The sequence below is a fragment of the Yinghuangia aomiensis genome, from assembly GCF_039542225.1.
GTDB lineage: Bacteria > Actinomycetota > Actinomycetes > Streptomycetales > Streptomycetaceae > Yinghuangia > Yinghuangia aomiensis.
Genome location: NZ_BAABHS010000002.1, coordinates 230,027 through 243,609 on the forward strand (window position 1 = coordinate 230,027; position 13,583 = coordinate 243,609).

The window sequence follows — 13,583 nt, forward strand, 5'->3', positions numbered from 1 at the left end:
CATTGCCTGATGCACCTGATCGAGAGGGGCGGCTCACCCATGCGCAATCGATGGACGGATGCGGAGGCCGGCGGGAGCCCGCTGGAGGAGTGCGCGTACGGGTCCCGGCTCATCGGCGCCGAGCCGACCCTGGTGCTGCACGGCGGCGGCAACACCTCCGTCAAAGCCACGGTCGCCGACGTGACCGGTGCCGACGTCGAGGTCCTGCACGTCAAGGGCAGCGGCCACGACCTCGCCACGATCGGCACGAACGGCTTCGCCCCGCTCCGCCTCGCCCGGCTGCGCGAACTGCTCGGGGTGCCCGCGCTGTCCGACCCGCAGATGGTCAACGAACTGCGCTGCGCGCTCCTCGACGCGGCCGCGCCCGACCCCTCCGTCGAGGCCCTGCTGCACGCGATGCTGCCGCACCGCGCGGTGCAGCACAGCCACGCCGACGCGATCCTCTCGCTCACCAACCTGGCGAACGGCGAAGACGTCATCCGCGAGGTCTTCGGCGACGAGGTCGTCATGGTGCCCTACGTGATGCCCGGCTTCGACCTGGCCGTCGCGTGCGCCCGGCTCTGGCCGAAGCGGTCCCACGACGGCACCGTCGGCATGGTCCTGCTCAACCACGGCCTGTTCACCTTCGGCGACCGCACGGAGGAGGCGTACACCCGGCACATCGACCTCATCACCCGCGCCGAGGAGTACCTCGCCGCGCACACCGGCCGCACCGCGCCCCGCCCCGCACCCGCGCTGCCGGACGTGCCGCGTACCGAACTCGCCGCGCTGCGCAGGGCGGTCAGCGGCGCGGCCGGTCACCCGATGGTGGTCGGCAGACACACCGACGAGGCCACCGCCGCGTTCGTCGCCCGCGACGACCTGGCCGCGGTCGCCACCCGTGGTCCCGCGACGCCCGACCACGTCATCCGCACCAAACGCACCGCGCTCGTCGGGACGGACGTCGAGGCCTACGCGGCCGACTACGACGCGTACTTCGGCCGCAACCACACCCGCCGCGGCACCGAGCTGAACCGGCTCGACCCGGCGCCGCGCGTGGTCCTGGACCCGCGGCTCGGCATGCTCACCGCGGGCCGCCGCGCGAAGGACTCCGACATCGCCCGCGACATCTACCTGCACACGATGGACGTGATCGCCAAGGCCGAGGAACTCGGCGGCTACCAACCCGCCTCCGAGGCCCACATCTTCGATCTGGAGTACTGGGACCTCGAACAGGCCAAGCTCCGCCGCGCCGGCGCCCCTCCCGCGTTCGCCGGCGAGGTCGCGCTGGTCACCGGCGCCGCGTCGGGCATCGGGCGGGCGTGCGCCCGGGCACTGCTGGCCGCGGGCGCGAGCGTCGTCGGATGGGACCTCCACGAAGCCGCCGAGACGCTCTCCGACAGCCCCGAATACCTCGGGCAGCGCGTCGACGTCACCGACGCGGACGCGGTCGGCGCGGCGTTGGACGCCGCGGTGACGCGGTTCGGCGGCCTGGACATCGCGGTGCCCAGCGCGGGCGTGTTCGCATCCGGCATGCCGATCGCCGCCTTGGACACGGACACCTGGCGGCGGTCGATGTCCGTCAACACCGAGGCCGTCGCGGTGCTGTTCCGCGAGATCCACCCGTTGCTGGCGCTGGCCCCGCGCGGCGGCCGGGTCGCCCTCATCGCGTCCAAGAACGTCCCGGCGCCCGGCCCCGGTGCGGTCGCGTACTCGGCGTCCAAGGCCGCCGTCACGCAGCTCGCCCGGGTCGCCGCGCTGGAGTGGGCGGCGGACGGCATCCGGGTCAATGTCGTGCACCCGGACGCGGTCTTCGACACCGGGCTGTGGACGCCCGAGGTGATCGCGGAACGGGCGGCGAGCTACGGCCTGACGCCCGACGAGTACAAGCGCCGCAACCTGCTGCACATCGAGGTGGCGAGCGCCGACGTCGCCAACGCCGTCGTGCGGCTGTGCTCGGACGACTTCCGTGCCACCACCGGCGCCCAGCTCCCGGTCGACGGCGGCAGCGACCGCGTGGTCTGAGTACCGGAGTCCCCAAGGCCGAGGAGCCAGGGGAGGCGCGGAAAGGCCCGGAGGCAGCCGCCTCCGGGCCTTTCCGCGGGTGTCCGGGGTCAGTCGCTGGTGCGCACGATCTGGAACTCGTACGCGCCTTCCACGAAGTACGTCTTCGAGTACGCCAGCAGCGTGTGCGCCGCGTCGTAGTGCAGCTGGTCGAGCAGCACGAACAGCCGGTGCTTGGCCGCGTCCGGCCCCCACGCGATGTGCGCCGACATGACCGCGTGCACCTTGGCCAGGCCGAGCGTGGGGTGCAGCCCGAGCAGGTTCTCGAACGCCGCGAACATCGACCCGGACAGGGTGTCGGGGTCGAAATCGGCGGGGAACAGGTCGCGCGGGATCAGGTCGTACGAGTACGCCACCACATCGTGGTCCGCGGTGATCCGCCGCCGCAGCTCCAGGACTTCGGTGTCCGCGGGCACGCCCATCCGCTCCGCCTCGTCGGGCAGCACCTGGCGCAGGGTGCGCCGGCCGTACTCGTGCCCGGGCACCTTGCCGCTCGCTCTGATCCGCTCGGTGATCGACCCCATGCGCTCCAGGCCGTCCTGCACCGAAGGCTGGTCGAGCACGAACGTGCCCGCGCCCTGCTGCGTGCGGATCAGGCCGAGGACGTGCAGCTCCTTGAGCGCGGTCCGCACGGTGGCACGCGACACCCCGAAGCGCTTGCACAGCTCGGCTTCGGTGGGCAGTCGCGTACCCGGGGGGTAATCCCCGTCGCGGATCCGGGCTTTGAGGGACCGGACGATGTCGTCGGCCAGCGGCCTCCGGATGTGGGTCGCCATGCGTAACATCTTGACAGTTCCCAAGTCGTCTGACAACTTCGCCTCACTTGGTCGACGAGACCGGGTTTACGAGGAACGGAGGCGGGGCGGATGCGCACCATCGACTGGGTACCCGCGCAGGGGGACAGCCCCGAGCACATCAGGCTGATCGACCAGACCAAGCTGCCGGAGAACCTCGTCGACCTCCGCATCGACAGCGTCGACACGCTCATCGACGCGATCCGGCGCCTCGCGGTGCGCGGTGCCCCCGCGCTCGGCGTGGCCGGCGCCATGGGTGTCGCGCTCGCGGTGCGGGGCCTGCCGGACGATCCCGCCGCGGACCCGGCCGCGGACCGCGCCGCGCGCGCCGAGATCGACGCGCTGCGCGCCGCCCGGCCGACCGCGGTCAACCTCGCGTGGGGCGTCGACACCGCGCTCGCCGCGTACGACGCGGGCGGGCCCTGGGCGGCGCTGGAAGCCGCGCTCAAGGTCCGCGACGACGACATCGCCGCCTGTGCGGCCATGGCGGACCGCGGCGCCGAGCTGCTGGCCCGGCTGGTGCCGGGGAAGCCCGAGCTGACGGTGATGACCATCTGCAACACCGGCGCGCTCGCCGCGGTCGAACACGGCACCGCGCTCGGCGTCATCGAGAAGCTGCACACCGACGGGCGCCTCGCGCGCGCCGTCGCCTGCGAGACCCGCCCGCTGCTGCAGGGCGCCCGGCTCACCGCGTGGGAGCTGGACCGCATGGGCGCCCGGTACGACCTGATCGTCGACTCCGCGGCGGCCATCACGTTGGCGCGCGGCGGCATCGACGCCGTGCTGGTCGGCGCGGACCGCATCGCGGCCAACGGCGACACGGCCAACAAGATCGGCACGTTCGCCGTCGCCCTGGCCGCCCAGCGTGCCGGCGTGCCGTTCCTGGTCGTCGCACCGGAGAGCACCGTCGACGTCGCCACCCCGGACGGCGACGCCATCCACATCGAGGACCGCGGCACCGCCGAGGTCGTCGACTTCCACGGTGTGCGCACCGCCCCCGCGGGCGCCACCGCGGTCAACCCGGCCTTCGACGTCACGCCCGTCGATCTGATCACGGCGATCGTCACCGACACGCGCGTCGTCGACACCGCCGCCAAGGAGACCCCCGCGGACAAGCCGGCCCCCGCCGGTCCCGCGGACTGAGCACCGCCCCTCACGACCGTCCCCCCGACGAGGAGACCAGGATGAAGTCACCGGCGATACGCGTGCTGGCCGCCGCAGCCCTCGGCGTTTCCGTACTGGCAGGCTGCTCGCAGAACACCGACGACAAGAACGACGCCGCCTCGAGCGGTGCCCCGGGCGGGGGCGGCGGCTCGTCCTCGTGCACGACGAACAGAACCGTCGACAACGCCTTCAAACTGCCCGCCGACAAGCCGGCCGGGCTCAAGGCGAGCTTCAAGGTCGCCCTGGTCCGCCAGTCCGGCGTCGGCGACTACTTCGAGCAGTGGGGCAACGGCGCGACCAAGCAGATCCGCGCCGCGGGCGGCGAGGTCACCGTCTACGACGCGCGCGGCAACAACGCCACCCAGGTCAGCCAGTTCGACGAGGCGATCAACACCAAGCCGGACGTCATCATCGTCGACCACGGCCTCGCCGACTCGGTCAACCCGAAGATCGACCTGGCCATCAGCAAGGGCATCCCGGTCGTCGTCTACGACGTCGCGATCTCCAACTGCAAGGCCGTCTACATCTCGCAGGACGACGCGTCCATCGCGAACAAGATCCTCGGCTTCATGAAGCAGGAGAACGCGAGCGGCGGCAAGGTCGCCTACGTCAACGTCTCGGGTATCGCGCCGCTGGACTCGCGCGACGCGGTCTACAAGCAGTTCCTCAAGGACAACCCCTCCTTCACGCAGTCCGCGAAGTTCGGGAAGTACACCGAGTCGGTCGCCGCGGACACCGCCAGCGAAGGCGCGTCGGCGCTCACCGGCGCCAAGGACACCACCCTCGCGTTCGCCGCGTACGACGAACTGGCCAAGGGCACGCTCATCGCCCTGCGCCAGAACGGCATGTCCAAGGTCAAGGTGTACGGCGTGGACATCTCCACCGCCGACATCCAGCTCATGACCCAGGCCGACAGCCCGTGGCGCGCCACCGCGGCCACCGACCCGTCCAACGTCGGCCAGATCGTGGCCCGCGCCGCGGTGGCCCAGGCGGGCGGCGTGCAGATGCCGCAGAAGATGACGATCCCCGCCGCGCTGATCACCCAGGACCAGCTGCGCGAGAAGAACATCACCAACATGGAGGACCTGCGCAAGGGCCTTCCCGAACTGACCACGCCCGACTACCTCGGCGCCGGTTGGATCCCGCAGGTCCAGCCCACCGGCTGATCCCGCAGACCGCGCCGCCGGCCGACCGCCGGCGGCGCGCCCCGGTCGGAACCGCGTCGCGCGGGCCGCGTCCCCTGTCGGCCCGCGCCGCGGTTCCGACCGCCCCGACCACCCCTCGCCCACCCCCAACCGGCCGGCTCCCCGAACATCCGTGGCACGTCCGGAAAGGAGGCACCCTTGCGGCAGGAATCCAGCCCGGTCCTCGACGTCCGCGGCATCGAGAAGAGCTACGGACCGAACCGGGTGCTGCGCGGTGTCAGCTTCACCCTGGAAAAGGGCTCCATCTACGGCCTGATGGGCGCCAACGGAGCGGGCAAGTCCACGCTCATCAAGGTGCTTTCGGGTGCCGAGGCGCCCGACGGCGGCTCGATCCTCAGGGACGGCGAGACCGTCGTCTTCCCGGACCCGCTCGCCGCCCAGCGCAGCGGCATCGGCACCGTGCACCAGAACCCGAACGACGGGGTCATCCTCGACATGACGGTCGCGGAGAACCTCGCGCTCGACCGGCTCAGCGACGGCTCGTCGCCGGTGCTGTTCAGCCGTCGTCGCACCGAAGCGCAAGCGGTGGAGGTCGCCGCGACGCTCGGCATGCACCTGGACAAGGCGACACTGCGCGCCCCGGTCCGCGAACTCGGCGTTTCCGAGCGCCAGTTGCTGGTGCTCGCCCGGCAGCTCTCGCGTCGGCCGCGCCTGCTCATCCTGGACGAACCGACGTCCGCGCTGTCCAGCGAGGAGAGCGCCCGGCTGTTCGACCTGGTGCGCGCGCTCGCCGCGGACGGCATGACCGTCTTGTTCGTCACCCACAAGCTCGCCGAGATCGACCAGCTCTGCGACCGTGTCGGCGTCCTGCGCGACGGTGCCATGCAGGGCGAGTTCGACCCGCAGCCCGACGGCACCGGATTCTCCTGGCCGACGGTGCTGACCGCACTGTTCGACCGCACGCCCGCGCAGATGGCACGCGACGCGCTGCCCGGCGGGGAGCCCGTGCTGTCGCTGAAGGGCGTGCGGGTGTTCCCGGACACCCCCGCGTTCGGGCTCGACGTCCGCCAAGGCCACGTCACCGTGCTGCTCGGCCTCCTCGGCAGCGGCAAGACCGAACTGCTCGAATGGGTCTTCGGCGCGGGCCGCGCCGCCTCCGGGCGCGGCACGCTCGACGGCAAGCCGTACGCGCCCGGACATCCGCACGACGCCATCAGACAAGGCGTCTACCTGGTGCCCGAATCGCGGCACGAGCAGGCCATCATTCCCGGCTGGTCGCTCGCGTCCCAGATGACGCTGCCGTTCACCGCCGACTTCACGGCCGGCACGCTGATGCGCACCGGTGCCGAACGCCGCGCCGCGGCCGCCAAGATGCGCGAGATCGGCGTGGTCGCGTCCGGGCCGAACGCGCCCATCGAGACGCTGTCCGGCGGCAACCAGCAGAAGGTCGTCATCGGGCGCTGGCTGCTCGGCAAGCCGCGCGTACTTCTGCTCGACGAGCCGTTCCGCGGCGTCGACATCAACGCCCGGCACGACATCGGCGCGATCGTCCGCGAACTCGCGTCGTCGGCCGCGGTCCTCGTGGCCACCTCCGACGTCGACGAAGCCCTCGAAGTCGGCGACCGCATCGTGGTCTTCAACAGCGGGCAGGTCACCGCCGACATGCCGCTCGCGGAAGCCTCCCGGGAGCGGCTGATCGACGCGATGAGCATCCGCGCGTCGCAATTCCTCGGCCCCGAAGCAGGCCCCGGACAACGAACCCCCGGTACAGCCGGAAAGGAGAGGGGTGCATGAACGTGCAGGCATCCGCCCCGAAGACTCGGGCCAACGCGAGCAACCGGGAAGTCCTGGGCATCGCCAGCGACTTCGTGGTGCGCTACGGCGTGATCATGGTCGGTGTCGGGCTCGGCATCTTCTTCTCCGTGACCGCGTCCGGATTCGCCACCTGGCACAACACCGTCTCGATCCTGCAGATCCAGTCGGTCGCCGCGATCGCCGCGCTGGGCATGACGCTCACCGCCATCGTCGGCGACCTGGACCTGTCCGTCGGCGCGGTCACCGGCCTGTCCGTCACGGTGGCCGCCGAGCTGATGATCCATTACGAGCTGACCGGCCCCACGGCCATCGCCGGCTGCCTGCTCGTCGGCCTACTGGTGGGCTGCTTCAACGCCACGCTCATCGTGTTCCTGCGCGTCCCGCCGTTGCTGGCCACCCTCGGCACGATGTTCACCATCCAAGGCCTCAAGCGCTGGCTGGTCGACGGCCAGACCCTCACCACCGGCATGCGGCTCAACGACGGCACCGTGGTGAAGGGCAAGTTCACCGAGGACTTCACGTCGATCGACAGCAAGAAGCTGCTCGGGATGCCGATCTCGGTCTACCTCTTCCTGGTCATCGCGCTGCTCATGTGGGTCTTCCTGGAGCGCACCCGCTACGGCCGGGTGTTCTACGCGGTCGGCGGCAACGAGGAAGCCGCCCGGCTGGCGGGTACCCGGGTGCGGCGCTACAAGTTCGCCGCGTACGCCATCTCCGGCCTCCTCGCGTCGGTCGCCGGCATCATCCTCGCCTCGCGGCTGCGCCAAGGCGACGTGACCGCGGGCGATTCGTCGCTCCTCGACGCGGTGGCCATGACGCTCGTCGGCTTCGCGGTCCTCGGTGCGAAGAAGCCCAACGCGCTCGGCACCTTCGTCGGCGCGGTCTTCATCGGCCTGATCCTGCAAGGCCTGACCATGCGCGGCCTCCCGTACTACACGCAGGACCTCATCAAGGGACTGGTGCTGATCTTCGCCCTCCTGATGTCCTTCTCCCTGCGGCGCAAGGGCCGCGACGGCGGGACCCGTACGGTGGCACCGCCTGCCGCGGCCGCCACGGAGAGCGGCGCCGGCAAGACCAGCGTGGAGGTTTGACATGGCAGACGTGGTGCTGACCGTCGGCGACGTCCCCGGCTACGTCGCGGGCCGCCCGACGCTGCGCGGCCTCGTCGACGCGGACACCCTGACCGTCACCGAGGTCGGCGACGGCAACCTCAACCTGGTGTTCATCTGCGTCGACGCGGCGGGCCGGCGGGTCGTCCTCAAGCAGGCGCTCCCGTACGTCCGCCTGGTCGGACCCGAGTGGCCGATGACCGAACTGCGCGCCGCCCGCGAAGCGTCGGCGCTCACCGTGCACGGCGCGCTGTCCGAGCACGTGTGCAGGCTCCTCGACTTCGACGAGGAGCACAACGTCCTGGTGCTCGAAGACCTGTCCGACCACGAGGTGTTCCGCTCCCGGCTCAACGCGGGCGGCGCGCACGACGGCATCGTGGAGCGGCTGAGCGAGTATGTCGCCGACGTCGCCTTCGGCACGTCCTTCCTCGGACTCACCGAGGAGGAGTTCCGGCTGCGCGCCGCCGCCGCGGCGAACCCGGAGCTGTGCGCGATCAGCGAAGCCCTGGTGTTCACCGAGCCGTTCCTGGGGGCGGAGCGCAACAGTGTCCGCCCCTCCGTCGCCCCGCTGCTCGCCGGGCTCCAGGCCGACGCGGCGTGGGTGGCGGCCGCGCTGGACATGAAGCGCGCGTTCCTCACCCGGCAGGAAATGCTCGTGCACGGCGACCTGCACACCGGGTCGGTGTTCGTGCGGGGCAGCGGCGACGGCGTCTCGGTGAAAGCGTTCGACTCGGAGTTCGCCTGCTACGCGCCGATCGGCTTCGACCTCGGGATGCTGTGGGCGAACCTGGTGTTCGCCGGCATGCGCGCCGCGGTCCTCGGCGACGACGCCCGCGCGGACGCGCTGTTCGGCTCCGTCGAGACGAGCTGGCGGGTCTTCGCGGCCCGCTTCACTGCGCACTGGCCCGAGCGCCGCGACCCGGCCGGCTACCCGGACGTGTTCCTGGACGGCTGGCTGACCGGGATCCTGCGCGACTGCTTCGGCTTCGCGGGCTGCGAAGCCGCGCGGCGCACCGTCGGTCTGGCCAAGGTCAGCGACGTCGAAACCCTCGACGACGCGCCGTACACCGCCGCCGCGTCCGCCATGCTGCGGCTGTCCCGCACCCTCCTCGTCGGCCGTGCCGCGCTGGGTGCCGAAGACGTCGCGGGCCTGTGCCGAAAGGCGCTCGGGGCCGCCGGATGACGGCAGCGGCCGAGGTCGTCGCCCGGCTGATCGACGCCGGGCAGGACAGCGTCGACGCCGGCCTGGTGCTGGCCACCGGGGGCAACCTGTCGGCCCGCGTGCCCGGGACGGACACGTTCGCCGTCACGGGCACCGGATGCCGTCTCGACCGCCTGACGCCGTCCGACTTCGCGGTCATGACGCTGGACGGTGCCGTGCTGCACGGCGCGGAACCGTCCAGCGAATGGCGCCTGCACCAACGCACCTACCAAACCCGCCCGGACGCGGGCGCGATCGTCCACGTCCACCCCGAATACGCGGTCCTCGTCGACGCCATGGGCGAGCGCATCCGCCAAGTCACCCTCGACCACGTCGCTTATGCCCCGGTCGTGGAACGCGTCCCGTTTCATCCCAACGGCTCCACCGCCCTCGCCGACGCCGCCGCGGACGCGGCCCGCCGCGCCGACTGCGTCGTCCTGGCCCACCACGGCTGCTCGACGCTCGGCCCCACCCCGGCCGCGGCCCTGCGCGGCGCTCTCAACTTGGAGAGCGCCGCGCGGTACACCTACCGGATGCTGCTGCGGGGGGACCGGATGACGGAGTTCCCGGTGGAGTTGCGCGAGCACGCGGTGCATCGCTGACGGTCCCGCCTCACTGACCCGGCGGCTCCGGACAACGCGACGGGCCCGCAACCCCGAAGGGTTGCGGGCCCGTCCACGTGCCGGGGGTCAGACGCGCCGGAAGATCAGCGCGCGCTTGACCTCCTGGATGGCCTTGGTGACCTCGATACCGCGCGGGCATGCGTCCGTGCAGTTGAAGGTCGTGCGGCAGCGCCAGACGCCCTCCTTCTCGTTGAGGATCTCCAGGCGCTGTTCGGCGCCCTCGTCCCGCGAGTCGAAGATGAAGCGGTGGGCGTTGACGATCGCCGCCGGGCCGAAGTACTGGCCGTCGGTCCAGAAGACCGGGCAGGACGTCGTGCAGCACGCGCACAGGATGCACTTGGTCGTGTCGTCGAACCGCTCGCGGTCCTCCGGCGACTGCAGGCGCTCGCGCGTCGGCTCGTTGCCGGACGTGATGAGGAACGGCATCACGTCCTTGAAGGACTGGAAGAACGGGTCCATGTCGACGACGAGGTCCTTCTCGACCTCCAGGCCCTTGATCGGTTCGATCGTGATGGGCTTGGTGACGTCGAGGTCCTTGACCAGCGTCTTGCACGCCAGGCGGTTGCGGCCGTTGATGCGCATCGCGTCGGAACCGCAGATGCCGTGCGCGCACGACCGGCGGAACGTCAGCGAGCCGTCCTGCTCGCCCTTGACCTTGAGCATCGCGGTGAGGATGCGCTCGGTCGGGTCCGCCTCGACCTGGAAGTCCTGCCAGAACGGCACCGGCGGCTCGCCGTTCGGGCCGACCAGGTCGGGCAGGAAGCGGCGGACGCGCAGGGTGATGGTGATCGGGGTGTGGTCCCGGGCCGGCTTGTCGGCCGGCGCGGGTCCCGACGAGGTCTCTTCGATCACGGCAGTCATCAGTACTTACGCTCCATCGGCTGGTAGCGGGTGACGACGACCGGCTTCCAGTCCAGCCGGATCGAGTAGTCGCCGTCCGCGTCGACCTCGCGGTACGCCATCGTGTGCTTCATGAAGTTGACGTCGTCGCGCGCCTGGAAGTCCTCGCGCGCGTGGCCGCCGCGGGACTCCTTGCGGTTGGCGGCGCCGACGACCAGGACCTCCGCGAGGTCGAGCAGGAAGCCCAGCTCGACGGCTTCGAGCAGGTCGGTGTTGTACCGCTTGCCCTTGTCCTGGATCGACACGTTCTTGTAGCGCTTCTGCAGGTTCTTGATGTCGGAGAGCGCCTGCTTGAGCGTCTCCTCGGTGCGGTAGACGCCGGCGTTGGCGTCCATCGTCTCCTGCATCTCGGCACGGATCGCGGCGACCCGCTCGGTGCCTTCGCTGTCGCGCAGCCGCTCGATCATCTCGACGACGGTCGCGGCCGGGTTCTCCGGCAGCTCGACGAAGTCGGCGGTGGCGGCGTACTTCGCGGCGGCGATGCCCGCGCGGCGGCCGAACACGTTGATGTCCAGCAGCGAGTTGGTGCCCAGGCGGTTGGAGCCGTGCACCGACACGCAGGCGACCTCGCCCGCGGCGTACAGGCCCGGCACCACCGTGGTGTTGTCGGACAGCACCTCGGCCTCGACGTTGGTCGGGACGCCGCCCATCGCGTAGTGCGCGGTCGGGTACACCGGGACCAGCTCGGTGGTCGGCTCGACGCCCAGGTAGGTGCGCGCGAACTCGGTGATGTCCGGCAGCTTCTCCTCGATCTGCTCCGCCGGCAGGTGGGTCAGGTCGAGGTAGACGTAGTCCTTGTTCGGACCGGCGCCGCGGCCTTCGAGGACCTCCAGCACCATCGACCGGGCGACGATGTCGCGCGGCGCGAGGTCCTTGATGGTCGGGGCGTACCGCTCCATGAAGCGCTCGCCGTCGGCGTTGCGGAGAATGCCGCCCTCGCCGCGCGCGCCTTCGGTGAGCAGGATGCCCAGGCCCGCGAGGCCGGTCGGGTGGAACTGGTAGAACTCCATGTCCTCCAGCGGCAGACCGCGCCGCCACGCGATGCCCATGCCGTCGCCGGTCAGGGTGTGCGCGTTGGAGGTGGTCTTGAAGACCTTGCCGAAGCCGCCGGTCGCGAAGATGACGGCCTTGGCCTGGAAGACGTGGATCTCGCCCGACGCCAGCTCGTAGGCGACGACGCCCGAGGTGGTCTTGTTGCCGAACGCGTCCTCGACCAGCAGCAGGTCGAGGACGTAGAACTCGTTGTAGAACTCCACGTTCTGCTTGACGCAGTTCTGGAACAGCGTCTGCAGGATCATGTGGCCGGTGCGGTCGGCCGCGTAGCAGGACCGGCGTACCGCGGCCTTGCCGTGGTCGCGGGTGTGCCCGCCGAAGCGGCGCTGGTCGATGCGGCCTTCGGGGGTCCGGGAGAAGGGGAGGCCCATCTTCTCCAGGTCCAGGACCGCGTCGATCGCTTCCTTGCACATGATCTCGGCGGCGTCCTGGTCGGTGAGGTAGTCACCGCCCTTGACCGTGTCGAAGGTGTGCCACTCCCAGTTGTCCTCCTCGACGTTCGCGAGGGCGGCGCACATGCCGCCCTGGGCGGCGCCGGTGTGGGAGCGGGTCGGGTAGAGCTTGGTGAGAACGGCCGTGCGGCTGTTCTTGCTCGCCTCCAGGGCGGCGCGCATGCCGGCGCCGCCCGCGCCGACGATGACGGTGTCGTACTTGTGGATCTGCATGGCCTGACTTGTGTCCTCTGGTCCTCGGTACCGCAGCGACCGCGTCGCGCGCCGACTACTGGCCGATGTTCGGGTCGAAGGTGAAGATCACCAGGGTGCCCGTGAAGAGCACGATCAGCGCGGACGTGTAGAGCAGCGCCTTGAGCCAGAAACGGCTCTGGTCGCGCTCCGCGTAGTCGTTGATGATCGTGCGAAGGCCGTTGACGCCGTGCAGTTCGGCGAGCCACAGCATGATCAGGTCCCAGGCCTGCCAGAACGGCGAGGCCCACCGGCCGGCCACGAACGCGAAGCCGATCCGCGACACGCCGCCGTCGATGACGAGCTGGATGATCAGGTGGCCGATGACCAGGACGACCAGCAGGATGCCGGACAGCCGCATGAACAGCCAGCTGTACAGCTCGAAGTTCGTCTTGGTGGAGCGCGGCGAGCGCTTGGAGCGGGGCGCCTCGATGGAGGGGCCGCCGCCGGTGACCTGGGGAGCGTTCTCGATGAGTGCCATCGTCGTCAGCTCCCGAAGATTTCGCGGATCGTGTGCTCGAGCACCCAGTAGAAGCTGCTGCCCATGAGCGCGACCCACAGGCCGCACACGACCCAGAACATCTGCTTCTGGTAGCGGGGGCCCTTCTCCCAGAAATCGACCGCGATGATGCGCAGGCCGTTGAGAGCGTGGAAGAGGATGGCCCCGACGAGGCCGTACTCCATGATGTTGACGACGGGATTCTTGTAGATCTCGATCGTCTGGTCGTAGGCCTCGGGCGAGACGCGCACGAGCGCGGTGTCGAGGACGTGCGCGAACAGGAAGAAGAAGATGAGGACGCCGGTGACTCGATGAGCCACCCAGGACCACATGCCTTCCCGGCCGCGGTAGAGCGTTCCAGCCGGCACGGAAACTACCCTCCGGATGCGGTAGACGGGGCCGGGCCGGCATTGCCGGACGGCAAGCCAGTCGGTTCGGCCCGGCCGGGACCCTTCCTCCGGCCCCCGCCATGCTAGCCATCGAACGCCCCGCCACCCGACCGGGGGCGCGCGATGTGATCGATTCCGCACGCCGACGGGGAACCAAACGGGTGA

General features: G+C 70.6%; 12 protein-coding genes. 7 read left to right on the forward strand and 5 right to left on the reverse strand.

The annotated features are described in order from the left end of the window. The first annotated feature begins 39 nt into the window (after positions 1-39). Positions 40-2,004 (forward strand): bifunctional aldolase/short-chain dehydrogenase, encoded by a 1,965-nt coding sequence (locus tag ABEA93_RS03475; protein ID WP_345673743.1) that lies wholly within the window; start codon positions 40-42, stop codon positions 2,002-2,004. Positions 2,005-2,093: 89 nt separating this feature from the next. On the opposite strand, the gene ABEA93_RS03480 is transcribed toward ABEA93_RS03475, so the two are convergent. Then, positions 2,094-2,819: a GntR family transcriptional regulator gene (locus tag ABEA93_RS03480; protein WP_345673744.1), complete on the reverse strand. Its 726-nt coding sequence runs from the start codon at positions 2,817-2,819 to the stop codon at positions 2,094-2,096. A 90-nt stretch (positions 2,820-2,909) separates the two neighbouring features. Between ABEA93_RS03480 and mtnA the strand changes: the two genes are divergently transcribed. From mtnA to ABEA93_RS03510, 6 genes are all read left to right on the forward strand, one after another. After that, entirely contained in the window at positions 2,910-3,980 is a 1,071-nt protein-coding gene (gene mtnA / locus ABEA93_RS03485; protein ID WP_345673745.1) for an S-methyl-5-thioribose-1-phosphate isomerase, read from the forward strand. A 41-nt stretch (positions 3,981-4,021) separates the two neighbouring features. Continuing rightward, entirely contained in the window at positions 4,022-5,167 is a 1,146-nt protein-coding gene (locus tag ABEA93_RS03490; RefSeq protein WP_345673746.1) for a sugar ABC transporter substrate-binding protein, read from the forward strand. 177 nt (positions 5,168-5,344) lie between these two features. Then, complete coding sequence (locus tag ABEA93_RS03495; protein WP_345673747.1) at positions 5,345-6,940, forward strand: sugar ABC transporter ATP-binding protein; 1,596 nt, start codon at positions 5,345-5,347, stop codon at positions 6,938-6,940. Continuing rightward, positions 6,937-8,052 (forward strand): ABC transporter permease, encoded by a 1,116-nt coding sequence (locus ABEA93_RS03500; protein WP_345673748.1) that lies wholly within the window; start codon positions 6,937-6,939, stop codon positions 8,050-8,052. Before ABEA93_RS03495 ends, ABEA93_RS03500 begins: the two co-directional genes overlap by 4 nt. Before the next feature lies 1 nt (position 8,053). Further along, entirely contained in the window at positions 8,054-9,253 is a 1,200-nt protein-coding gene (gene mtnK / locus ABEA93_RS03505) for an S-methyl-5-thioribose kinase (protein ID WP_345673749.1), read from the forward strand. Beyond that, entirely contained in the window at positions 9,250-9,873 is a 624-nt protein-coding gene (locus ABEA93_RS03510; protein WP_345673750.1) for a class II aldolase/adducin family protein, read from the forward strand. Before mtnK ends, ABEA93_RS03510 begins: the two co-directional genes overlap by 4 nt. Before the next feature lie 87 nt (positions 9,874-9,960). Here ABEA93_RS03510 and ABEA93_RS03515 read toward each other — a convergent pair whose 3' ends face one another. Genes ABEA93_RS03515 through sdhC form a run of 4 tightly spaced genes read right to left on the reverse strand, consistent with a single transcriptional unit; the run spans position 9,961 to position 13,397 of the window. After that, the gene (locus ABEA93_RS03515) at positions 9,961-10,755 is read right to left on the reverse strand and encodes a succinate dehydrogenase iron-sulfur subunit (protein WP_345673751.1); all 795 of its coding nucleotides are present in this window, start codon (positions 10,753-10,755) and stop codon (positions 9,961-9,963) included. Further along, positions 10,755-12,512: a succinate dehydrogenase flavoprotein subunit gene (gene sdhA, locus ABEA93_RS03520; protein ID WP_345673752.1), complete on the reverse strand. Its 1,758-nt coding sequence runs from the start codon at positions 12,510-12,512 to the stop codon at positions 10,755-10,757. Before sdhA ends, ABEA93_RS03515 begins: the two co-directional genes overlap by 1 nt. 55 nt (positions 12,513-12,567) lie before the next feature. Beyond that, positions 12,568-13,011 (reverse strand): succinate dehydrogenase hydrophobic membrane anchor subunit, encoded by a 444-nt coding sequence (locus ABEA93_RS03525; protein ID WP_345673753.1) that lies wholly within the window; start codon positions 13,009-13,011, stop codon positions 12,568-12,570. Between the two features lie 5 nt (positions 13,012-13,016). Then, entirely contained in the window at positions 13,017-13,397 is a 381-nt protein-coding gene (sdhC, locus tag ABEA93_RS03530) for a succinate dehydrogenase, cytochrome b556 subunit (protein WP_345673754.1), read from the reverse strand. Positions 13,398-13,583: the final 186 nt, after the last annotated feature.